Source organism: Citrobacter sp. CK180, from assembly GCF_030333655.1.
Classification (GTDB): domain Bacteria; phylum Pseudomonadota; class Gammaproteobacteria; order Enterobacterales; family Enterobacteriaceae; genus Citrobacter_B; species Citrobacter_B koseri.
The window spans coordinates 176,208-198,290 of the sequence record NZ_JAOWFM010000052.1 but is presented as its reverse complement, the minus strand read 5'-3'; the positions used below and the strand labels follow the sequence as shown (position 1 = coordinate 198,290).

General features: G+C 54.2%; 19 protein-coding genes. 12 read left to right on the top strand and 7 right to left on the bottom strand.

Annotation, left to right across the window (positions count from 1 at the left end):
• Positions 1-131 precede the first annotated feature (131 nt).
• On the top strand, positions 132-1,046 hold the full coding sequence (gene rihC, locus OGV50_RS14600; RefSeq protein ID WP_115182013.1) for a ribonucleoside hydrolase RihC: 915 nt from the start codon (positions 132-134) through the stop codon (positions 1,044-1,046).
• Here the strand turns inward: rihC and OGV50_RS14595 are convergent.
• A complete protein-coding gene (locus tag OGV50_RS14595) occupies positions 1,043-1,942 on the bottom strand; it encodes a LysR family transcriptional regulator (RefSeq protein ID WP_012134142.1) in 900 nt (299 codons plus the stop codon). The two genes, rihC and OGV50_RS14595, sit on opposite strands and share 4 nt — an antisense overlap.
• A gap of 90 nt (positions 1,943-2,032) precedes the next feature.
• Between OGV50_RS14595 and OGV50_RS14590 the strand changes: the two genes are divergently transcribed.
• From OGV50_RS14590 to caiF, 5 genes are all read left to right on the top strand, one after another.
• Positions 2,033-2,662 carry an alanyl-tRNA editing protein gene (locus tag OGV50_RS14590; RefSeq protein WP_200053676.1) on the top strand — a complete coding sequence of 210 codons (630 nt, stop codon included), beginning with the start codon at positions 2,033-2,035 and terminating at the stop codon, positions 2,660-2,662.
• A 186-nt stretch (positions 2,663-2,848) separates the two neighbouring features.
• Positions 2,849-3,670, top strand: a complete 822-nt coding sequence (gene dapB / locus OGV50_RS14585; protein ID WP_049010172.1) for a 4-hydroxy-tetrahydrodipicolinate reductase — start codon at positions 2,849-2,851, stop codon at positions 3,668-3,670.
• 456 nt (positions 3,671-4,126) lie between these two features.
• Positions 4,127-5,275 carry a glutamine-hydrolyzing carbamoyl-phosphate synthase small subunit gene (gene carA, locus OGV50_RS14580; protein WP_024130719.1) on the top strand — a complete coding sequence of 383 codons (1,149 nt, stop codon included), beginning with the start codon at positions 4,127-4,129 and terminating at the stop codon, positions 5,273-5,275.
• A gap of 18 nt (positions 5,276-5,293) precedes the next feature.
• Complete coding sequence (gene carB / locus OGV50_RS14575) at positions 5,294-8,518, top strand: carbamoyl-phosphate synthase large subunit (RefSeq protein ID WP_012134136.1); 3,225 nt, start codon at positions 5,294-5,296, stop codon at positions 8,516-8,518.
• A 258-nt stretch (positions 8,519-8,776) separates the two neighbouring features.
• Positions 8,777-9,169, top strand: coding sequence for a carnitine metabolism transcriptional regulator CaiF (caiF, locus tag OGV50_RS14570; protein WP_012134135.1), 393 nt, complete (start codon positions 8,777-8,779; stop codon positions 9,167-9,169).
• A gap of 84 nt (positions 9,170-9,253) precedes the next feature.
• Here caiF and caiE read toward each other — a convergent pair whose 3' ends face one another.
• The 6 genes from caiE to caiT all read right to left on the bottom strand — a co-directional run bounded on the left by caiE (position 9,254) and on the right by caiT (position 16,416).
• A complete protein-coding gene (caiE, locus tag OGV50_RS14565; RefSeq protein ID WP_012134134.1) occupies positions 9,254-9,847 on the bottom strand; it encodes a carnitine operon protein CaiE in 594 nt (197 codons plus the stop codon).
• A gap of 43 nt (positions 9,848-9,890) precedes the next feature.
• Positions 9,891-10,676, bottom strand: a complete 786-nt coding sequence (gene caiD / locus OGV50_RS14560) for a crotonobetainyl-CoA hydratase (RefSeq protein WP_200091350.1) — start codon at positions 10,674-10,676, stop codon at positions 9,891-9,893.
• A gap of 40 nt (positions 10,677-10,716) precedes the next feature.
• Entirely contained in the window at positions 10,717-12,270 is a 1,554-nt protein-coding gene (caiC, locus tag OGV50_RS14555; protein ID WP_058668555.1) for a crotonobetaine/carnitine-CoA ligase, read from the bottom strand.
• Between the two features lie 65 nt (positions 12,271-12,335).
• Complete coding sequence (gene caiB, locus OGV50_RS14550; RefSeq protein WP_071257536.1) at positions 12,336-13,553, bottom strand: L-carnitine CoA-transferase; 1,218 nt, start codon at positions 13,551-13,553, stop codon at positions 12,336-12,338.
• 169 nt (positions 13,554-13,722) lie between these two features.
• Positions 13,723-14,865 (bottom strand): crotonobetainyl-CoA dehydrogenase, encoded by a 1,143-nt coding sequence (gene caiA / locus OGV50_RS14545; RefSeq protein ID WP_012134130.1) that lies wholly within the window; start codon positions 14,863-14,865, stop codon positions 13,723-13,725.
• A 33-nt stretch (positions 14,866-14,898) separates the two neighbouring features.
• Positions 14,899-16,416, bottom strand: a complete 1,518-nt coding sequence (gene caiT / locus OGV50_RS14540; protein ID WP_012134129.1) for an L-carnitine/gamma-butyrobetaine antiporter — start codon at positions 16,414-16,416, stop codon at positions 14,899-14,901.
• Between the two features lie 480 nt (positions 16,417-16,896).
• Here caiT and OGV50_RS14535 point away from each other — a divergent pair, with 480 nt between their 5' ends.
• The 6 genes from OGV50_RS14535 to OGV50_RS14510 all read left to right on the top strand — a co-directional run bounded on the left by OGV50_RS14535 (position 16,897) and on the right by OGV50_RS14510 (position 22,041).
• Positions 16,897-17,667 carry an electron transfer flavoprotein FixA gene (locus OGV50_RS14535; protein ID WP_049008001.1) on the top strand — a complete coding sequence of 257 codons (771 nt, stop codon included), beginning with the start codon at positions 16,897-16,899 and terminating at the stop codon, positions 17,665-17,667.
• 15 nt (positions 17,668-17,682) lie between these two features.
• Positions 17,683-18,624: an electron transfer flavoprotein subunit alpha/FixB family protein gene (locus tag OGV50_RS14530; RefSeq protein WP_110494691.1), complete on the top strand. Its 942-nt coding sequence runs from the start codon at positions 17,683-17,685 to the stop codon at positions 18,622-18,624.
• Positions 18,625-18,685: 61 nt separating this feature from the next.
• Positions 18,686-19,972 carry an FAD-dependent oxidoreductase gene (locus OGV50_RS14525; RefSeq protein WP_110494690.1) on the top strand — a complete coding sequence of 429 codons (1,287 nt, stop codon included), beginning with the start codon at positions 18,686-18,688 and terminating at the stop codon, positions 19,970-19,972.
• A complete protein-coding gene (fixX, locus tag OGV50_RS14520; protein WP_012134124.1) occupies positions 19,969-20,256 on the top strand; it encodes a ferredoxin-like protein FixX in 288 nt (95 codons plus the stop codon). Before OGV50_RS14525 ends, fixX begins: the two co-directional genes overlap by 4 nt.
• A gap of 117 nt (positions 20,257-20,373) precedes the next feature.
• Positions 20,374-21,705 (top strand): MFS transporter, encoded by a 1,332-nt coding sequence (locus OGV50_RS14515; RefSeq protein ID WP_024130715.1) that lies wholly within the window; start codon positions 20,374-20,376, stop codon positions 21,703-21,705.
• Positions 21,706-21,807: 102 nt separating this feature from the next.
• Positions 21,808-22,041, top strand: coding sequence for a YgdI/YgdR family lipoprotein (locus OGV50_RS14510; RefSeq protein WP_012134122.1), 234 nt, complete (start codon positions 21,808-21,810; stop codon positions 22,039-22,041).
• Positions 22,042-22,083: the final 42 nt, after the last annotated feature.

Sequence of the window (22,083 nt, the reverse complement as noted above, 5' to 3'; positions counted from 1 at the left end):
TTTTGGCGTATGGGATTAATGACAAATTTTGTTTCGTCTCCTTTTGTCGGTCGGTCGCTTGCCAACCGGCAAAAGGTTTGCCAATAATCGGATGCCAACCCTGGAGCTTGTCATCTTTTTATGGAGGAAACATGCGCCTGCCCATTATTCTGGATACCGATCCGGGTATAGACGATGCCGCCGCCATCGCCGCCGCCCTGTTTGCCCCGCAGCTTGACCTGCAACTGATGACCACCGTCGCGGGGAATGTCTCCGTAGAGAAAACCACCCGCAACGCGCTGCAACTGCTGCATTTCTGGAACGTGGATATCCCGCTGGCGCAGGGGGCCGCCACGCCGCTGCTGCGCCCGTTGCGCGATGCTGCTTACGTCCACGGCGAGTCGGGCATGGAAGGCTATGACTTTGTCGCCCATGATTGCCAGCCATTGGCAAAACCGGCCTTTATCGCCATTCGGGATGCCCTGATGAGCGCCCCGGAACCCGTCACGCTGGTCGCGATCGGCCCGTTGACCAATATTGCGCTGCTGCTGATTCACTACCCGGAATGCGCTTTTAACATTCGTCGTCTGGTGATCATGGGCGGCTCTGCGGGGCGGGGGAACTTTACGCCGAATGCCGAATTCAATATTGCCGTCGACCCGGAAGCCGCTTCCCGCGTTTTTCAGAGTGGGGTAGAGATTGTGATGTGCGGGCTGGACGTGACCAACCAGGCCCTGCTGGCGCCGGATTATCTGGCAAAACTGCCCGAACTTAACCGGACGGGAAAAATGCTGCATGCATTGTTTAGCCACTACCGCAGCGGCAGCATGAACACCGGGCTGCGTATGCACGATCTCTGCGCCATCGCCTGGCTGGTTCGCCCGGATCTGTTCACCGTTAAACCCTGTTTTGTCGCGGTAGAGACGCAGGGGGAATACACCGCAGGCACAACGGTTGTTGATATTGAAGGCCGGCTGGGTAAAAGCCCTAACGTACAGGTGGCGCTGGAGATAGATGTGGCTGGCTTCCAGCAGTGGGTCGCCGACGTGCTGGCGCTGGCGCCCTAGGATTTTAGTTGTTGGCTAAGGTAATCAATCATGGCCCGTATTTTGAGCGGCATATGCTTGTTTCCAGCCCACAAAAGCCATAGCTCGCCGGAGTAGTTGCTGATAAACGTCCACTCCGGCAACACCTGCATGATTTCGCCGTCTTGTAACGCTTCTCTGGCCGTGAATGCAGGGAGACTGCCAATTCCCAGATGGCGCTTTACTGCGTCCAGTCTTACACCCGTATGATTAGCCGCATAGCGCCCCGTTGTTTGAACGACTTCTGTCTTGCCTTGTTTACGAAATTTCCAGCGTGAGTCCGTTGGCGTCTCTCCGAGGCTAATGCAACTGTGCTGACGTAAATCTTCCGGGTGCGTCGGTGTCCCCTGCTTTTGCAGATACTCTGGCGTGGCGCAGAGGATGTGGGTGATTGGCATTAACGGCTTGCCATGCAACCCGGGCGAGGGGGTATTGGTGATTTGCAGCGCCAGATCGACACCATCATCAATGAGATCCATATAGCGGTCTTCGAGCCTCAGGCAAACATCAACCAGGGGAAAACGTTCAAGAAATTGCGGGATCAGTGGATGAATAACGAAGCGTCCGACGGCTTTGGGTACGCTGAGCGTAATCTTTCCCTGAGGAACGTGTTGTACGCTTCCCCCGGAATCAATGGCCTGTCGCGCTGCTTCCAGCATCATTTTTGCATGTTCATACACCATCTTTCCTGTTTCACTTAATGCCAGCTTACGTGTTGAACGATGCAACAACTGGCTGCCCGTTTCGCGTTCAAGGCGTGAAACGCTGCGGCTCATGGCTGATGGGGTCACACCTGCTGCGCGCGCTGCGGCAGAAAAGCTACCGTGATCAACAATCAACACAAAAGTGGCCAGATCGGGAAGGAGTGTCAAATTCATTTGTGTTTCTCAGGCAAAGATTCATTGCCGGGCAGGCGGATTATCTGCTCCGGGATAAATAATATACTGCCCTTCACGACAGGAGGACATATGACAGAACGTCTTTATTACAACACCGATGATACAGAAGGCATGGCATGTGTGACGGGGTGCTCTCCACAAATGGATGGCCTGTATGCCGTTACGCTCGATAAAACATTATTCCACCCTCAGGGAGGTGGACAACCCGCAGACAAAGGCTGGATTGCGGATATTCCAGTTTGCGGAATCATGTTACGTGATAATCAAATTATACATATTCTGCCGCAACCCGTTGCAGCGGGAGTGGTGCAGCTAAAAGTCGATGTACAGACACGTTTGCTCAACTCTCGTCTGCATTCAGCAGGCCATCTTATCGGGTGTGCGGGAGAAACATGGGGTTGGTCGCCAGTGAAAGCGCACCACTGGCCGGGTGAGGGGCGCATTACCTTTTCAGCAGGTGAACATGCTCGTCTTCCTGATGCTGAAAATCTGCTGGCGTGTATTGAGCAGTGGCAGGCGAAGGATTATGCCCGTCGAATTGAGTTTGACGGTGAGCGACGTAAAGTGGGGTTTGGTGAACTTCCGATGTACTTCTGTGGAGGAACACATGTCACTTCGCTCGGCCAACTTGGTCGTATAACGATCGGTGGGATCAAAATGAAGAAAGGGCAGCTCATCATTAACTATTCCATTGAATAGCGTCCATTTGCTCTTGATCGCAGGCAGAGTTGCCTGCGGTGTCCCGCTTTTCCCGCATATAGCTTTTACTGATATCTCTCCCTGTTTATCATTAAATTCTAATTATCGACGTTTTTGGCTAGCGGCGCGGCGTGGCGCTGGTTAATCTGAAAACGATTTACGCAAAATTAACAAAAGAGAATAGCTATGCATGATGCACAAATCCGCGTTGCCATCGCGGGAGCCGGGGGACGCATGGGACGTCAGCTGATTCAGGCCGCCCTGGGGATGGACGGCGTTCAACTCGGCGCGGCGCTGGAGCGGGAAGGTTCTTCATTACTGGGCAGCGATGCCGGTGAATTAGCAGGCGCAGGGAAAACGGGCGTCACCGTGCAAAGTAGCCTGGAAGCGGTAAAAGATGATTTTGACATCTTTATCGATTTCACTCGCCCGGAAGGGACGCTGGCGCACCTGGCGTTTTGCCGTCAGCACGGTAAAGGCATCGTCATTGGCACGACGGGATTTGATGACGCAGGCAAGCAGGCCATTCGCGATGCCGCGCAGGATATCGGCATTGTGTTCGCCGCCAACTTTAGCGTCGGTGTTAACGTCATGCTGAAGCTACTTGAGAAAGCGGCGAAAGTGATGGGCGACTATACCGATATTGAAATTATCGAAGCGCACCATCGCCATAAAGTGGATGCGCCGTCAGGCACCGCGCTGGCGATGGGGGAAGCGATCGCCCACGCGCTGGACAAAGATCTGAAAGCGTGTGCGGTATACAGTCGTGAAGGTTATACCGGCGAACGCGTGCCGGGCACCATCGGTTTTGCGACGGTTCGTGCTGGCGACATTGTGGGTGAACATACCGCGATGTTTGCTGATATTGGTGAACGTATTGAAATCACGCATAAGGCCTCCAGCCGTATGACGTTTGCGAATGGCGCGGTCAGATCGGCTATCTGGCTAAAATCAAAGCCAAATGGTCTTTTTGATATGCGAGATGTGCTGGATTTAAACAATTTATAGCTAGTTTTTACCCTTCGTGATGTGGTTATGGTAATCATAATTTGTTGATTACATAGGGCAATAATTTATTGCCCTATTATTTTTAACTTTATCTTTCTGTTTTTTATTTAAACTCGTGAATTAATCTGTTTTCTTCTGTTTATTTGTTGCTTTTATGTAAATTTTGACCAAATGGTCCACTTTTTTCTTCTCACTGGTTTCATAATGCATTCTTTCAGCCACGCAAGCGTTTTCCAGGACAAGTTAGCTGATCTTTTTGCCTGTTAAATCAGAACATCCTTCCCTGAGTCGTAAAACAATACAAAAAATACCGCCTTTAAGTTGACTTTTACCCGCCTTATCTTCAGAATGCCGCCGTTTGCCAGAAATCCACGGGTAAGCAGATTTGCATTGATTCAGGTTATACAAATGAATTAATATGCAAATAAAGTGAGTGAATATTCTCTGGAGGGTGTTTTGATTAAGTCAGCGCTATTGGTTCTGGAAGACGGAACCCAGTTTCACGGTCGGGCCATAGGGGCAACAGGTTCGGCGGTTGGGGAAGTCGTTTTCAATACTTCAATGACCGGTTATCAAGAAATCCTCACTGATCCTTCCTATTCCCGCCAAATTGTCACTCTTACTTATCCTCATATCGGTAATGTCGGCACCAATGAAGCCGATGAAGAATCCTCTCAGGTTCATGCGCAAGGTCTGGTCATTCGCGATCTGCCGCTGATTGCCAGCAACTTCCGCAATACTGAAGACCTCTCTTCTTACCTGAAACGCCATAACATCGTGGCGATTGCCGATATTGATACCCGTAAGCTGACGCGCCTGCTACGTGAGAAGGGCGCACAGAACGGCTGCATTATCGCGGGTGATAACCCGGATGCGGCACTGGCGCTGGAGAAAGCGAAAGCCTTCCCGGGCCTCAACGGAATGGATCTGGCGAAAGAAGTGACCACCGCTGAATCCTATAGCTGGACGCAGGGAAGCTGGACGCTTGCAGACGACCTGCCGGAAGCCAAATCAGAAACTGACCTGCCGTTCCACGTTGTGGCTTACGACTACGGCGCGAAACGCAACATCCTGCGTATGCTGGTAGACAGAGGCTGCCGCCTGACGGTGGTTCCGGCGAAGACCTCCGCCGAAGAGGTGCTGAAGATGAACCCGGACGGTATCTTCCTCTCTAACGGCCCTGGCGATCCGGCGCCATGCGACTACGCTATCGAGGCGATTCAGGCATTCCTCGAAACCGATATTCCGGTTTTCGGCATCTGCCTCGGCCATCAGCTGCTGGCGCTGGCGAGCGGCGCGAAAACCATCAAGATGAAGTTCGGCCACCACGGCGGTAACCATCCGGTAAAAGATATCGATAACAATACCGTGATGATTACGGCGCAGAACCACGGTTTTGCGGTGGATGAGGCTTCTATGCCTGCAAATCTGCGAGTGACGCACAAATCGCTGTTCGACGGCACTCTGCAAGGGATTCATCGTACCGATAAACCGGCGTTCAGCTTCCAGGGGCACCCTGAGGCGAGCCCTGGCCCGCATGATGCCGCGCCATTGTTCGACCACTTTATCGAGTTAATTGAGCAGTACCGTCAGTCCGCGAAATAATCAGGAGTAAACAGAGCCATGCCAAAACGTACAGACATAAAAAGTATCCTGATTCTGGGGGCGGGCCCGATTGTTATCGGCCAGGCGTGTGAGTTTGACTACTCTGGCGCCCAGGCGTGTAAAGCGCTGCGCGAAGAAGGTTATCGCGTCATCCTGGTGAACTCTAACCCCGCGACCATCATGACCGACCCGGAAATGGCCGATGCGACCTACATCGAGCCGATTCACTGGGAAGTCGTGCGTAAAATTATTGAGAAAGAGCGCCCGGATGCGGTGCTGCCGACGATGGGCGGCCAGACGGCGCTGAACTGCGCGCTGGAGCTGGAGCGTCAGGGCGTGCTGGCTGAGTTCGGCGTGACCATGATTGGCGCCACTGCCGATGCGATTGATAAAGCCGAAGACCGCCGCCGTTTCGATGTGGCGATGAAGAAAATCGGCCTCGACACTGCCCGCTCCGGTATTGCGCATACGATGGAAGAGGCGCTGGCGGTTGCCGCTGACGTCGGTTATCCGTGCATTATCCGTCCATCCTTTACGATGGGCGGCACCGGCGGCGGTATTGCCTACAACCGCGAAGAGTTCGAAGAAATTTGCGCGCGCGGTCTGGATCTCTCCCCAACCAACGAACTGCTGATAGATGAGTCGCTGATTGGCTGGAAAGAGTACGAAATGGAAGTGGTGCGTGATAAGAACGATAACTGCATTATCGTCTGCTCCATTGAGAACTTTGACGCGATGGGCATTCACACCGGTGACTCCATCACGGTGGCTCCGGCGCAAACGCTGACGGACAAAGAGTACCAAATCATGCGTAACGCCTCGATGGCGGTACTGCGTGAAATCGGCGTGGAAACCGGCGGTTCCAACGTTCAGTTTGCGGTGAACCCGAAAAACGGTCGTCTGATTGTCATCGAAATGAACCCGCGCGTCTCCCGCTCCTCGGCGCTGGCGTCAAAAGCCACCGGCTTCCCGATTGCCAAAGTGGCGGCGAAACTGGCGGTGGGTTACACCCTCGACGAACTGATGAACGACATCACCGGCGGCCGTACTCCGGCATCGTTCGAACCGTCCATCGACTACGTTGTCACCAAAATTCCTCGCTTCAACTTTGAAAAATTCGCGGGCAGCAACGACCGTCTCACCACCCAGATGAAATCCGTCGGCGAAGTGATGGCGATTGGCCGCACTCAGCAGGAATCCTTACAGAAAGCGCTGCGCGGTCTGGAAGTGGGCGCCGCCGGTTTTGACCCGAAAGTGAGCCTGGATGACCCGGAAGCGCTGACCAAAATTCGTCGCGAGCTGAAAGATGCGGGCGCCGAGCGTATCTGGTACATCGCTGATGCGTTCCGCGCGGGGCTGTCTGTCGATGGCGTCTTTAACCTGACCAACATCGACCGCTGGTTCCTGGTGCAGATTGAAGAACTGGTTCGTCTGGAAGAAAAAGTGGCAGAGCTTGGCATCACCGGCCTCGACGCTGACTTCCTGCGGATGCTGAAGCGCAAAGGCTTCGCCGATGCGCGTCTGGCTAAACTGGCGGGCGTGCGCGAAGCGGAAGTGCGCAAATTGCGCGACCAGTTCAACCTGCACCCGGTTTACAAGCGCGTGGACACCTGTGCGGCGGAATTTGCTACCGACACCGCCTACATGTACTCCACTTATGAAGATGAGTGCGAAGCGAATCCGAACCAGGATCGCGACAAAATCATGGTGCTCGGCGGCGGCCCGAACCGTATCGGCCAGGGGATTGAATTTGACTACTGCTGCGTACACGCCTCGCTGGCGCTGCGCGAAGACGGTTACGAGACCATTATGGTCAACTGTAACCCGGAAACGGTCTCCACCGACTACGACACCTCCGACCGCCTGTACTTCGAGCCGGTCACGCTGGAAGATGTGCTGGAAATCGTGCGCGTCGAGAAACCGAAAGGCGTCATCGTACAGTACGGCGGCCAGACTCCGCTGAAACTGGCGCGCGCGCTGGAAGCGGCAGGTGTGCCAGTTATCGGCACCAGCCCGGATGCGATTGACCGCGCGGAAGACCGTGAGCGCTTCCAGCAGGCGGTTGACCGTCTGAAACTGAAACAGCCTGCTAACGCCACCGTGACGGCGATTGAACAGGCCGTTGAGAAGGCAAAAGAGATTGGCTATCCGCTGGTGGTTCGCCCGTCCTACGTGCTGGGCGGCCGCGCGATGGAAATCGTTTACGACGAAGCTGACCTGCGTCGTTACTTCCAGACCGCAGTCAGCGTCTCTAACGATGCGCCGGTACTGCTGGACCGCTTCCTTGATGACGCGGTGGAAGTGGATGTGGATGCTATCTGCGACGGCGAAATGGTGCTGATTGGCGGCATCATGGAACACATCGAACAGGCGGGCGTGCACTCCGGTGACTCCGCATGTTCTCTGCCGGCCTACACGTTAAGCAAAGAGATTCAGGACGTGATGCGCCAGCAGGTGCAGAAGCTGGCCTTTGAGTTGCAGGTGCGTGGTCTGATGAACGTGCAGTTCGCGGTGAAAGACAACGAAGTCTACCTGATTGAAGTGAACCCGCGTGCGGCGCGTACCGTACCGTTCGTCTCCAAAGCGACCGGCTTACCGCTGGCGAAAGTGGCGGCGCGCGTGATGGCGGGCAAATCGCTGACCGAGCAGGGCGTGACGAAAGAAATCATCCCGCCGTACTACTCGGTGAAAGAAGTGGTGCTGCCGTTCAACAAATTCCCGGGCGTTGACCCGCTGTTAGGGCCAGAAATGCGCTCTACCGGGGAAGTGATGGGCGTCGGCCGCACCTTCGCTGAAGCGTTCGCCAAAGCGCAGCTTGGCAGCAGCTCGACGATGAAGAAATCGGGCCGTGCGCTGCTCTCCGTTCGTGAAGGCGACAAAGAACGCGTGGTGGACCTGGCGGCGAAGCTGCTGAAACAGGGCTTCGAACTGGATGCGACTCACGGTACGGCGATTGTGCTGGGTGAGGCGGGTATCAACCCGCGTCTGGTCAACAAGGTGCATGAAGGTCGTCCGCACATTCAGGACCGTATCAAGAATGGCGAATACACCTACATCATCAACACCACCGCAGGTCGTCAGGCGATTGAGGACTCTAAACTGATTCGCCGCAGCGCGTTGCAGTATAAAGTGCATTACGACACGACCCTGAACGGCGGCTTCGCCACGACGATGGCGCTGAACGCCGATGCGACTGAAAAGGTGATCTCCGTACAGGAAATGCACGCGCAAATTACGAAGTAAGCGGCTGACGCATTTATCTGGTGATATAAAAAGGTTCCTGCAAAGGAACCTTTTTTTACGCCATAAGGTCATTCCTGGTCACATACGCTTCCTGGATGTGGTTTTCAATGTAACAAGCACGATTTCGCTCACACTAATCAACAATTAAGTCGCATACTATCCCCTTATATCCACAATTTATTTATGGTTAATGGCGTTATTTATATTCAGGCCATAACGAACCGTAGCAAGATTTTTAATTTGTAAAATGGTGTGCTTATGAGTGAAAAATATGTTGAGAAACCACTTTATTTGTTAATTGCTGATTGGGTAATGGCAGAAAACCGGTGGGTGAGCGCCAAAGAGATCGCGAAGCAATTTAATATGGATTATTGCAAAGCGATTAATACGGTTTCGTATATTCTTTCTGAAGTGGGGGAAATAGAGTGCGAGACCAGGACGATCCCTAATCAGCTGGAAGGGCGAGGATGCCAGTGCCAACGCCTGGTGCGTATTAAGCGTATTGACGCGCAGCTCTATGCGCGTTTGGGTCATAGCGCGCAGGAGAAGATGGTAAAAGCGGAGAGAACCCCGCGAATGCCGGTTCCGCCCGCGGAGCTAAACCGCGAGCAGAAATGGCAGATGATGCTATCAAAAAGTATGCGTCGGTAATGTCGGCGTAAATGCCTTATCCGGCCTGCAACGGTGTGTTGACTCGTAGGCCGGATAAGCGCCAGCGCCATCCGGCACAAAGCGCTACGCCGATTTTGGCTTCACCTCCGTCGTGCCTTTCAGGCGCGGCCGGTTCTTTTCGACCTGGGTTAAGGGTTGCGTTTCACATAGCGATGCCCGACAGCGTACCGCGAGATCCTGATATTCCTGCGTGTTGAGCCGTTTCCAGTGCAGCTCTTCATCCGTGACATCACGTTTGACGCGTGCAGGCGCGCCAACCAGCAGCTGCCTGGGCGCGCCGACAAAACCTGCTTTTACAAAACTCATGGCGGCAACGATACTCTCTTCGCCGATGATTGCGCCATCCATGATTACGCTGTTCATGCCCACTAACGCATCACGACCAATCACGCAGCCGTGAAGGATTGCGCCGTGCCCGATATGCCCGTTTTCATGCACGATGGTGTCGGTATCGCAATAACCGTGCATGATGCAGCCATCCTGAAGGTTAGCACCCGCCTCAAGAATCAGACGCCCATAGTCGCCGCGCAGCGATGCAAGCGGGCCGATGTAGACGCCGGCGCCGACGATGACATCGCCAATCAACACGGCGCTGGGATGCACGTACGCCTCTGGATGTACTACCGGAATCAGGCCTTCAAAGGCGTAATAGCTCATGGTTATTCCTCCGTGATTGCTGTCGCCATCCGGCAGTACGGCGCTAGCGGCCTTTCCAGACCGGATCGCGTTTTTCGGCAAACGCCTGCGGGCCTTCGATCGCATCTTCAGAGTGCAGTACCGACGGGTAGTGCTTCAATGCGCCGCTGCGAATGTAGCGATAGCCTTCTTCCACCAGCATTTCGCTGGTTGCGCGGTAGATCTCTTTGAGGGCGGCGATCGCCAACGGCGCGCTGTTCACCAGCTGTTGCGCCAGTTCACGGGCGCTGTCCATTAACGCTTGCTGGCTGACAACCCGGTTCACAATTCCCCAGCGCAAGGCTTCTTCTGCGCCCATTCGTCTGCCGGTCATCAGCATTTCGTTGACGACAGCAGGCGGCAACAGCTTAGGCAGGCGCAGCACGCCGCCGCTGTCAGGCACAATGCCGAGCTTTGCTTCAGGCAGCGCGAAACTGGCGTTATCGGCGCAGACGATAAAATCCGCCGCCAGCGCCAGTTCGAACCCGCCGCCGAAGGCATAGCCGTTAACGGCGGCAATCACCGGTTTATCCAGGTCAAAGATCTCGGTTAAACCGGCAAACCCGCCGGGGCCAAAATCGGCGTCCGGGGCTTCGCCTTCGGCTGCCGCTTTTAAATCCCAGCCTGCGGAGAAGAATTTTTCGCCGCCACCGGTGATGATCGCCACACGTAATTCGGGATCGTCACGGAAATTGAGAAAAACTTCGCCCATCTCAAAACTGGTTTTTGCGTCTATTGCATTCGCTTTCGGGCGATCCAGCGTAATTTCCAGAATCGGGCCGTGACGGGTCAAATGTAATGATTCACTCATATCTTCACTCCATTATTTAAAATCGGACGGGTAAGAATGCTTATTTCAGGTTCTTTTTAATTATTTTTCCTGAACAGTTTCGGGGCAGATCATTTCTTATCTCAAGAAAAGAGGGGACTTTGAATTTCGCCATATTCTGTTCACAGAAAGCGAAAAACTCCTCTTCCGTTAATGTTTCACCTTCATTAAGCACCACAAAGGCTTTAATGGCTTCATCGCGGATCGAATCGTGAATACCAATAACGACGATGTCCTGAATTTTGGGATGAGCCGAAATAATGTTTTCCAGTTCGACGCAGGAGACATTTTCGCCGCCGCGTTTAATCATGTTGCAACGCCTGTCAACGAAATAGAAAAATCCCTCCTCATCCCGATAGCCGGAATCACCGGTATGCAGCCAGCCGTTGGCTTCCAGCGCTTTGGCGGTGGCTTCCGGCCTGGCGTAATACTCTTTAAAGAGGGTTTTTCCCGGCACGCCTTTAATACAGATTTCACCGATTTCTCCGGCGGGCAGCGAGCGGTTCTGCTCATCGCGGATGTCCGCCTCATAGCAAAATCCAGGGCGACCAATAGATGGCCAGCGCCGTTTATCGCCGGGACGATCGCCAATAATGCCGACAATGGTTTCCGTCATCCCGTAAGAGGTCAGCAGCCGGACGCCGAAACGTGCAATAAAAGCGTCTTTTTCCTGCACGGAAAGGTTGAGATAGAACATCACTTCGCGCAGACAATGCTGCCTCTCTTCCGGGGAGGCGGGCTGCACCATCAGCGTCCTGATCATCATCGGAATACATTCCGTGACGGTGGCGCGATACTTTCGTACCTGTCCCCAGAACGCGCGGGCGCTGTATTTTTCGATCAGCACAAAGGTGCTGCCTGCGGAGAATGCCGCCATTGCCGCAGTACACTGACAGTCAATATGAAAGGCGGGCATCACCGTCAGATAGACGTCATCTTCACGCAGCGCACACTGCCAGGAGGAGTAGTAACCCGCAAAACGCAGGTTGTAATGGGTAATGACCACGCCTTTGGGCCGCGAGGTGGTGCCAGAAGTAAACAGAATCTCCGCCGTGTCGTCAGTGGATAACGGCGGCGCATAGCACAATGTGGCAGGCTGCTGGTCTTTCAGTTGAGAAAAATGGCTAACGTTATCTTCAACGGGCGCATTTTCGCCAATCAGACAGATATGATTGAGCAGGGTATCGTCCTCAAGCAGTATCTGGCGATACATCGGATAAAATTCAGCGCTGGTGACGATGAGCTGCGCGCGGCTGTTTTGTAAAATCCAGGCGCTCTCTTCGCGCAGGAGCCTGGCATTGATCGGCACCATGATGGCGCCAATTTTGGCCAGACCAAACCAGCAGAAAAAGAACTCCGGGCAGTTATCCAGATGCAGCGCGACGTTATCGCCTTTCTGAATGCCTGAGGCGAGGAAAAGGTTCGCCGTGCGGTTGATCTCCTCATTCAGCGACGCGTAGCTGAATTGCCGGACAACGCCTTCGCTGGATTCAAAAATAAGCGCCGTTTTATTTCCGTATACCTCGGCCAGGTCGTCCCACATCTGACGTAAGTTTTGTCCGCCAACGATATCCATTGCACTGTTATCCGTTCGAAAATAGGCATGCGCGCTAACCGGATAAACCGGTTAGCGCTTTGCGTTTAATCCTCAACTTTGGCCAGACCCTTGCTGACCAGTTCCTGTATATCTGCTTCGTTGTAACCGATGTTTTTTAGAATGGCGGCGGTGTCCATGCCATGCGACGGCATGCCACGCCAGATTTTCCCTGGGTTGTTTTTGAATTTCGGCATGATGTTTGGCCCTTTACAGGTACGGCCATCCATCGTGTGCCACTCGGTAATGGATTCGCGGGCGACGTACTGCGGGTTGTTTTCCAGTTCTGGAATGGTCAGCACTTTCGCGCAGGCGATATTCAGCTCGGCGAAACGCGCCTGCACATCGGCGATGGAACGGGTCGCCAGCCACGCATCCAGTTTTTCCTCGACTAACGGCCCGTAAGGGCACTCAACGCGATGGATAAGCTGGGTGCCTTCCGGCACTTCTGGCGTACCCAGAATGTGCGCCAGGCCGATATCCTTAAAGCACTCGTTGATCTGCGTAATGCCGACCAGCTCCATCACGATGTAACCGTCTGCGCATTTATACAGCCCGCATCCGGCGTAGTAGGGGTCTTTGCCTTTGGTCATGCGCGGGCAAATTTCGCCGCCGTTGAAGTAATCCATCATGAAGTACTGGCCCATGCGCAGCATCACTTCATACATCGCCACATCAATGCTTTCGCCTTTGCCGGTTTCACGCACTCTGTGCAAAGCCGCCAGCGCGGCGGTGGTGGCGGTCATCCCGGAAAAATAGTCCGCCGTATACGGGAATGCGGGCATGGGTTGATCGACATCGCCGTTCTGAATCAGGTAGCCGCTAAAGGCCTGGGCGATGGTGTTGTAAGCCGGGAGGTTGGTGTACTCCTCCGTGCCGTACTGGCCGAAACCGGAAAGGTGGGCGATCACCAGTTTGGGGTTGTGTTCCCACAGCACGTCATCGGTAATTCCGCGACGGGCAAACGCCGGGCCTTTGCTGGCTTCGATGAAGATGTCAGTGGTTTCCATGAGTTTCAGAAACGCTTCCCGACCTTCATCTTTGAAGATGTTAAGGGAGAGGGCATGCAAGTTTCGGCGTGAAAGCTGCGGATAGTTCGGCTGGACGCGAATGGTATCGGCCCAGGCGACGTTTTCAATCCAGATCACTTCCGCGCCCCACTCTGCGAACATTTGTCCGGCGAACGGCCCGGCGATTTCAATCCCGGAGAACACGACCCGCAATCCGGCGAGCGGCCCGAAAGTGGGCATCGGTAAACGGTTCATAAATAAATTCCTGCATTTTTTGTAGGCCCGGTAAGCGCAGTGCCACCGGGTAAATTGCCGGATGGCGGCATAAACGCCTTATCCGGCCTACGATGGTTTGTAGGCCCGGTAAGCGCAGCGCCACCGGGCAAATTGCCGGATGGTTTGTAGGCCCGCCACCGGGCAATGTTTAACGGTATTGCTTCAGCACGGCGCGGCCGAGCGTCAGGATCTGCATTTCGTCAGAGCCGCCGGAGACGCGGTCAACGCGCAGGTCACGCCAGAAACGCGTAATGCGGTGGTTGCCCGCAATCCCGACGCCGCCCAATACCTGCATGGCGCTGTCTACCACGTCAAACGCGGCATTGGCGCAGAAGTATTTACACATCGCGGCATCGCCCGAGGTGATGGTGCCGTTATCCGCTTTCCATGCGGCTTCCAGCAGCATGTTTTTCATGGAGTTTAATTTGATCGCCATATGCGCGAACTTCTCCTGAATCAGCTGGAAGCGGCCGATCGTCTCGCCAAACTGCACGCGCTGATTGGCGTAACGCGCGGCGTCTTCGAACGCGCACATTGCCGTACCGTAGTTGGTTAAAGCCACCAGGAAACGTTCGTGGTCGAACTCTTCTTTTACGCGGTTAAAGCCATTACCTTCCCGGCCGAACATGTCTTTTTCGTCCAGCTCAACATCGTCAAAATTGATTTCACAGCAGCTGTCCATGCGCAGGCCGAGCTTCTCAAGTTTGTTAACCTTGATGCCGGGTTTGCTCATATCGACAAACCATTCGGTATAAATCGGTTTGTCCGGGGAGGCGCCGTCCCGTGCCATCACCACGATGTAGGGGGTGTAGGCGCTACTGGTGATGAAACACTTGCTGCCGTTAAGATAAACCTTACCATTTTTACGGGTATAGGTGGTTTTTAAACTGCCAACATCCGATCCCGCTCCCGGTTCGGTGATCGCCGAGTTCCACATCTGCTTGCCGGTTCCCTGGAACGCCATGATTTTATCAATTTGCTCCTGGGTCCCTTCACGCAGGAAAGTGTTAAAACCTCCCGGCAATTGGTACAACACGTAAGTTGGCGCGCCCAGACGCCCCAGTTCCATCCATACGGCGGCAACGGTGACGAAACCGGCTTCCAGCCCGCCGTGTTCTTCCGGGATCAACAGGCTGTCGATGCCCATATCCGCCAGCGCTTTCACAAAACGTTCCGGGTAGACGCTGTCGCGATCGCACTCGGCAAAGTAGGCTTCCCAGTTCTCACTGGCCATCAGTTCACGAATACCGGCGACAAACAGTTCCTGCTCGTCATTCAAATTAAAATCCATCTTCCAGCCTCATTTGTAAGGAGTTTATTGAGTTTATTTATCTTTCCAGTGCACTTTGGCGTCTTTGATAAAGGAGAGCGTTACCATGATGTTGACGAAGAACAGCGGGCATCCTCCGGCAATAATCGCGGTTTGAATGGGTTTTAACCCGCCGAGCGCTAACAGGACGATGCCGATAACGCCAACCAGCACCGACCAGCCGATACGTACCAGCAGCGGCGGCTCTTCACCGTCGCGCACTTCGCGGCAGGTGGACATGGCCAGCGTGTAGGAGCAGGCGTTAATCAGCGTGACGGTGGCGATAAAGCAGAGGATGAAGAATCCCCACATCGTAGCCGTGCTGAATGGCAGTGCGGCCCAGGTTTCGATGATGGCGCGCGCCACGCCGTGCTGTTCGATAAGTTGTGGAATATTGAGGATATTTTTATCCATCAGCAGCAGGGTGTTGCTGCCAAGAACGGTCCACAGAATCCAGGTGGAGGCGGTCAGGCCGAGCACCATCCCAAAGCACAGTTCGCGCACGGTACGGCCGCGGGAAATACGCGCGAGGAAGATACTCATCTGGATGGCGTAAATGACCCACCATGCCCAGTAGAAAACGGTCCAGCCCTGCGGGAAGCCGCCTTTGCCGATCGCATCGGTGTAGAACAACATGCGTGGCAGATACATCAACAGCATACCGACGGAATCGGTGAAGTAGTTCATGATGAAACTGGCGCCGCTGACGATAAACACCCAGCCGAGCATCAGGAAGCTGAGATAGCTACGCACGTCACTGGCGATTTTCACCCCTTTTTGCAGGCCGCAGGCCACGCAAATGGCGTTCAGAACGATCCAGCAGGTAATGATGATGGCGTCCAGTTCCAGCGTATGAGGGATGCCGAACAGATACTGCATACACTCTGTCACCAGCGGCGTCGCCAGACCGAGGCTGGTGCCCATCGCGAAGATCAGCGCCACCAGATAGAAGTTATCGACAATAGTACCGAATAACCCTTTCGCGTGTTTCTCGCCCACTAAAGGTACCAGCGTCGAGCTGGGACGAATCACGTCCATTTTGCGAACAAAAAAGAAGTAGGCGAACGCGACGGAGAGGAAGCTGTAAGTCGCCCACGGTAACGGCCCCCAGTGAAACAGGCTGTAGGCGAGGCCGATCTCTTTGGCGCCGTTGGAGCCAGGTGCCAGAGCAAAGGGCGGCGTCGAGATGTAATAATAAATTTCGATTGAGCCCCAGAACAGCACGGCGGCGGAAGTGCAGGAGGCGAACATCATGAAAATCCAGCTGGCGGTGCTGAATTCCGGCGGTTCATCACCTAATCTTTTTTTAGCGTAAGGGCCGAAGACCAGCCAGAACCAGCCAAAAAGCATCACCACCATGTACCATTCAAATGCCCAACCCCAGATATTTGTGACATAACTGAAGACGGCATTAATAACAATATTCGCAGCGTCGAGATCTCTGACGGTTAGCCAACAAAGTATCCCTACAATTATTAACGGCGGGAAAAAAACCTTAGGTTCAATCCCGGACTTTCTCTTTTCATTTTTCATGAGTCAATTCCAGTGTCAAAACGAAATTTATGTTACGTTCCCGTTTGTTATATTTTGTTTATTTTTCTTAGTAATAATCTGATGACAGTTAGACCTCAGAGTCGCTTTGGCGAGTAACTCATAATGGGTATTCATTTTGCGGTAATCCGTTATGTTGATCACACTTTTTTGTCTGGTGTTTTTGACCCTTATTTTCAAATAAAATCAATTTAAAACAATTGGATGTGATGTATTTTGGTCGAATTGCGCGCATCTCTCATTCAATATTGGTGATCCATCAAACAATATTGAAAATTTTTATGTTCTACGGGTGCTGTTCAATATTAGTGAGGTGCTTAACAATATTGAAAGTTGTAAATATCAGCGTGTGACATTTTCAATATTGGTGATTAAAGTTTTATTTCCGAATTAAAGAGCGTGATATCTGTATTTAACACCGCCGATATGGATGACGTTTCCTTCATGATTTCTGGAGATGCAATGAAGATAATTACTTGTTACAAGTGCGTGCCTGATGAACAGGATATTGCGATCAATAATGCCGATGGTTCATTAGATATCAGCAAAGCGGATGCCAAAATCAGTCAGTACGATCTGAATGCGATTGAAGCTGCCTGCCAGTTAAAGCAGCAGGCAAGCGATGCCCAGGTGATTGCCATGAGTGTAGGCGGCAAGGCGCTGACCAACGCCAAAGGGCGTAAAGATGTGCTTTCCCGTGGGCCAGATGAACTGGTCGTGGTGATAGACGACCAGTTTGAACAGGCTTTGCCGCAACGCACCGCCGCAGCGCTTGCCGCCGCCGCGCAAAAATCGGGCTTTGATCTGATCGTTTGCGGCGACGGTTCCTCCGACCTTTATGCCCAGCAGGTCAGCCTGCTGGTGGGTGAAACGCTGAACATTCCGGCCATCAACGGCGTGAGCAAAATCCTCTCCCTGACGGAAAGTGCGCTTACCGTTGAGCGTGAACTGGAAGATGAAATTGAAACCCTGAGTATTCCCCTGCCTGCGGTGGTGGCGGTCTCCACAGACATTAACGCTCCGCAGATCCCGTCGATGAAAGCGATTCTGGGCGCGGCAAAAAAACCGGTGCAGGTCTGGTCTGCGGCGGATATTGGTTTCAGTGCGCCAGACGCGTACTCCGTCCAGAAGGTCGCCGCACCGAAACAACGCGAGCGTCAGCGCATCGTTATTGAAGGCGATGGTGAAGAACAGATCGCCGCGTTCGCCGAACATCTGCGCAAAATCATTTAATTACCGGGGGATATTATGAACACGTTTTCTCATGTCTGGGTATTCAGCGATACCCCTTCTCGTCTGCCGGAACTGATGAGCGGCGCACTGGCTTCAGGCGAGCAGATTCATGCGTTTGTGCAGCACGACGCCGAGGGCGAGACGGCACGCCAGCTGGGGGCGAATCACATCTGGCATTTACGCGGTAAACCGGACGACCGCATGGTGGAAGATTACGCCGGGGTGATGGCGCAGACGATTCGCCAGCAGGGGGATTCGGGTCTGGTGCTGCTGCCTAATACCCGCCGTGGCAAACTGCTGGCGGCAAAGCTGGGATTTCGTCTCGCGGCGGCCGTCTCTAACGACGCCAGTGCGGTAACGCAGCAGGAGGGCCATGCGACCGTCCGGCATATGGTCTACGGCGGGCTGGCGATTGGCGAAGAGACCATCACATCACCGTATGCGGTGATCACCGTCGGCAGCGGCACGTTCGAGGCGCAACAGGCGGACGCGTCCCGCCACGGCGAGTCGCATGACGTGCAGTGGCAGTCGCCAGATGTCGTCGTAACGCGCACCGCAACGCAGGCGCGCCAGAGCAACACGGTCGATCTTGATAAAGCGCGACTGGTGGTTAGCGTCGGGCGCGGCATCGGCAGCAAAGAGAATATCTCGCTGGCCCAGGCGCTGTGTCAGGCCATTGGCGCGGAACTGGCGTGTTCTCGTCCGGTGGCGGAAAACGAAAAATGGATGGAGCACGAGCGTTATGTCGGCATCTCCAACCTGATGCTTAAACCAGAGCTTTACCTCGCAGTGGGCATTTCCGGGCAGATCCAGCACATGGTGGGCGCGAACGGTTCACAAACCATCTGCGCCATCAACAAAGATAAAAATGCGCCGATATTTCAATACGCTGATTACGGCATTGTCGGCGATGTGATGAAGATTCTGCCTGCGCTTACGAGCGCTTTAGCACGCTGATCCACTCGGGCAGGGCTTGTGGGTATCGGCCCTGCCGCTGACAGGTAAATCTGGAGTTCTTATGTCCGAAGATATCTTTGATGCCATCATCGTGGGGGCCGGGCTGGCGGGTTCCGTCGCGGCGCTGGTGCTCGCCCGCGAAGGGGCGCAGGTGCTGGTTATTGAGCGCGGCAATTCCGCTGGCGCGAAGAATGTCACCGGCGGGCGCATCTACGCGCACAGTCTGGAGCGCATTATCCCCGGTTTTGCTGAACATGCCCCGGTTGAACGCGTGATCACCCATGAGAAACTCGCTTTTATGACCGAAAAAGGGGCGATGGCGGTGGATTACGTCAATGGCGAGGATGCCGCGCCTTCGCAGGTCTCTTATTCCGTATTGCGCAGTAAATTTGACGCCTGGCTGATGGAACAGGCTGAAGAGGCGGGCGCGCAGCTGATAACCGGCATCCGCGTGGATAATCTTGTTCAGCGCGACGGCAAAGTGGTGGGCGTTGAGGCGGATGGCGACGTTATTGAAGCGAAAACGGTCATTCTCGCTGATGGCGTGAACTCGCTGTTGGCGGAAAAGCTGGGAATGGCGAAACGTGTAGATGCCGCCCATGTCGCGGTAGGCGTAAAAGAGTTAATTGAGTTGCCTGAATCGGTCATTGTGGATCGCTTCGGATTACAGGGAAATGAAGGCGCGGCCTGTCTGTTTGCCGGTTCTCCGACCGACGGTCTGATGGGCGGCGGCTTCCTCTATACCAATAAAACGACCCTCTCTTTGGGGCTGGTTTGCGGTCTGCATCATCTGAAAGAGGCGAAAAAGTCGGTTCCACAAATGCTGGAAGATTTTAAACAGCATCCGGCGGTGGCGCCGCTGATTGCGGGCGGAAAACTGCTGGAGTACGCCGCGCACGTCGTCCCGGAAGCGGGAATGAATATGCAGCCGGAGCTGGTGGGCGACGGCGTGCTGATTGCCGGTGACGCCGCCGGTATGTGTATGAACCTCGGTTTTACGATTCGCGGTATGGATCTGGCCGTCGCGGCAGGGGAAGCGGCGGCGAAGACCGTACTTTCGGCCATGCAGAGCAACGATTTCAGCCGACAGGGGCTGGCGGAATATCAACAGCATCTCGACAACGGGCCGATGCGGGATATGCGTATGTACCAGCGCTTACCGGCGTTTCTGGACAACCCGCGTATGTTCACGCGCTACCCTGAAATGGCGGTGGGCATTGCCCGCGATCTGTTTACCGTCGATGGCAGCGCGCCCGTCCCTGTGCGTAAAAAAATCCTGCGCCACGCGAAGAAAGTGGGCTTCATCAACCTGATGAAGGATGGCATCAAAGGAGTGACCGTATTATGACTTCTCCCGTCAATGTGGACGTCAAACTGGGCGTCAATAAATTCAATGTGGATGAAGACAATCCGCACATCATCCTGAAAACCGAACCGGATAAGCAGGCGCTGGAGGTGCTGATCAAGGCGTGTCCGGCCGGGTTGTATAAAAAGCAGGACGACGGCAGCGTGCGTTTTGATTACGCCGGGTGCCTGGAGTGCGGCACCTGTCGAATTCTCGGGTTGGGGACGGCGCTGGAGAAATGGGAATACCCGCGCGGCACCTTTGGCGTGGAATTTCGCTACGGCTGAGGTTGATGCCGGATGGCGTCGCTGACGCGTCTTATCCGGCCTACAAAATACGTGATTCGTAGGCCTGATAAGCGTCGTGCCATCAGGCATCAAGTGAAAACAAAACAGGACGCGGCTATGCAGCAGCCCAGGAACTTTGACGACATTAAATTCTCCTCTATTCACCGCAGAATTATGCTGTGGGGAAGCGGCGGGCCGTTCCTGGACGGTTACGTACTGGTCATGATTGGCGTGGCGCTGGAGCAGCTCACGCCTGCGCTGAAGCTGGATGCGCAGTGGCTGGGATTGCTGGGGGCAGGCACGCTGGCCGGGCTGTTTGTCGGTACGTCGCTGTTCGGCTATATCTCAGACAAAGTGGGGCGACGTAAAATGTTCCTCATCGATATCATCGCCATTGGGGTGATATCGGTAGCGACGATGTTTGTCTCATCGCCGATGGAGTTGCTCGTTATGCGCGTGCTGATTGGGGTGGTGATTGGCGCGGATTATCCTATCGCCACCTCGATGATTACCGAGTTTTCCAACACCCGCCAGCGCGCCTTCTCGATCAGTTTTATTGCCGCGATGTGGTACGTCGGCGCCACCTGCGCCGATCTGGTTGGCTACTGGTTGTACGATGTGGCGGGCGGATGGCGCTGGATGCTGGGGAGTGCGGCAATTCCCTGCATTATGATCCTGATCGGGCGCTTCGATCTTCCCGAATCACCGCGCTGGCTGTTGCGTAAGGGGCGGGTGAAAGAGTGCGAGGAGATGATGATTAAACTGTTTGGCGAGCCGGTGGCGTTCGATGAAGAACCGCCCCAGGAGACGCGCTTCTTACAGCTGTTTAATCGCCGTCACTTCCCGTTTGTTTTGTTTGTCGCCGCCATCTGGACCTGCCAGGTCATCCCGATGTTCGCCATCTATACCTTTGGCCCGCAGATTGTCGGCCTGCTGGGGCTGGGCGTCGGGAAAAGCGCGGCGCTGGGCAATGTGGTGATCAGTTTGTTCTTTATGCTGGGCTGTATTCCGCCGATGTACTGGCTGAACAGCATAGGGCGACGGCCATTGCTGATCGGCAGCTTTGTTATGATGACGCTGGCGCTGGCTGTGCTGGGGCTGATCCCAGAAATGGGGATCTGGTTGGTGGTTGCGGCCTTTGCGGTGTACGCCTTTTTCTCCGGCGGCCCGGGGAACCTTCAGTGGCTCTACCCGAATGAGCTGTTCCCGACGGATATTCGCGCGTCTGCCGTGGGCGTCATTATGTCCCTGAGTCGAATTGGCACCATCCTTTCAACGTGGGCGTTGCCGATCTTCATCACCAGATATGGGATCAGCTACGTCATGCTGATGGGGGCGGGAATTTCACTTATCGGTCTGCTTATTTCCATCGCCTTTGCGCCGGAGACGCGTGGACTGACGCTTGCCCAGACGAGCAGTATGACGATTCGCAACAAGCCTCTGTGCTAGGGGATATCTTCAGAGTGTTCTGTATTTTCTTTTAAGGTCAGTCAGTTAGTCTATAGTTAATGGGTATACCACTGAAAATGACTGAAAAGCAGGGAGAACACCATGCAAAAACAACTTCTTATTGCGTCTCTTTTTGCCGCTGCGACGGTATTTACCGTAGCGGGCTGTTCATCAAACCAGGCCATAAAAACCACCGACGGCAAAACGATCGTCACCGATGGTAAACCACAGGTCGATGATGATACCGGACTGGTGTCCTACAAAAACGCAGAAACCGGTAAAACGGAACAGATCAACCGCGATCAGGTGAAGAACATGAGCGAGCTGGATAATTAATTCAGTTTTATCCATTTAGCTGCTCAATAATATTCACTATTA

Excerpts from the sequence above, each read along its gene's own strand:
- rihC (WP_115182013.1), top strand. The coding sequence starts at position 132 with ATGCGCCTGCCCATTATTCTGGATACCGATCCGGGTATAGACGATGCC.
- OGV50_RS14595 (WP_012134142.1), bottom strand. The coding sequence starts at position 1,942 with ATGAATTTGACACTCCTTCCCGATCTGGCCACTTTTGTGTTGATTGTT.
- OGV50_RS14590 (WP_200053676.1), top strand. The coding sequence starts at position 2,033 with ATGACAGAACGTCTTTATTACAACACCGATGATACAGAAGGCATGGCA.
- dapB (WP_049010172.1), top strand. The coding sequence starts at position 2,849 with ATGCATGATGCACAAATCCGCGTTGCCATCGCGGGAGCCGGGGGACGC.
- carB (WP_012134136.1), top strand. The coding sequence starts at position 5,294 with ATGCCAAAACGTACAGACATAAAAAGTATCCTGATTCTGGGGGCGGGC.
- caiF (WP_012134135.1), top strand. The coding sequence starts at position 8,777 with ATGAGTGAAAAATATGTTGAGAAACCACTTTATTTGTTAATTGCTGAT.
- caiE (WP_012134134.1), bottom strand. The coding sequence starts at position 9,847 with ATGAGCTATTACGCCTTTGAAGGCCTGATTCCGGTAGTACATCCAGAG.
- caiD (WP_200091350.1), bottom strand. The coding sequence starts at position 10,676 with ATGAGTGAATCATTACATTTGACCCGTCACGGCCCGATTCTGGAAATT.
- caiC (WP_058668555.1), bottom strand. The coding sequence starts at position 12,270 with ATGGATATCGTTGGCGGACAAAACTTACGTCAGATGTGGGACGACCTG.
- caiB (WP_071257536.1), bottom strand. The coding sequence starts at position 13,553 with ATGAACCGTTTACCGATGCCCACTTTCGGGCCGCTCGCCGGATTGCGG.
- caiA (WP_012134130.1), bottom strand. The coding sequence starts at position 14,865 with ATGGATTTTAATTTGAATGACGAGCAGGAACTGTTTGTCGCCGGTATT.
- caiT (WP_012134129.1), bottom strand. The coding sequence starts at position 16,416 with ATGAAAAATGAAAAGAGAAAGTCCGGGATTGAACCTAAGGTTTTTTTC.
- OGV50_RS14535 (WP_049008001.1), top strand. The coding sequence starts at position 16,897 with ATGAAGATAATTACTTGTTACAAGTGCGTGCCTGATGAACAGGATATT.
- OGV50_RS14530 (WP_110494691.1), top strand. The coding sequence starts at position 17,683 with ATGAACACGTTTTCTCATGTCTGGGTATTCAGCGATACCCCTTCTCGT.
- OGV50_RS14525 (WP_110494690.1), top strand. The coding sequence starts at position 18,686 with ATGTCCGAAGATATCTTTGATGCCATCATCGTGGGGGCCGGGCTGGCG.
- fixX (WP_012134124.1), top strand. The coding sequence starts at position 19,969 with ATGACTTCTCCCGTCAATGTGGACGTCAAACTGGGCGTCAATAAATTC.
- OGV50_RS14515 (WP_024130715.1), top strand. The coding sequence starts at position 20,374 with ATGCAGCAGCCCAGGAACTTTGACGACATTAAATTCTCCTCTATTCAC.
- OGV50_RS14510 (WP_012134122.1), top strand. The coding sequence starts at position 21,808 with ATGCAAAAACAACTTCTTATTGCGTCTCTTTTTGCCGCTGCGACGGTA.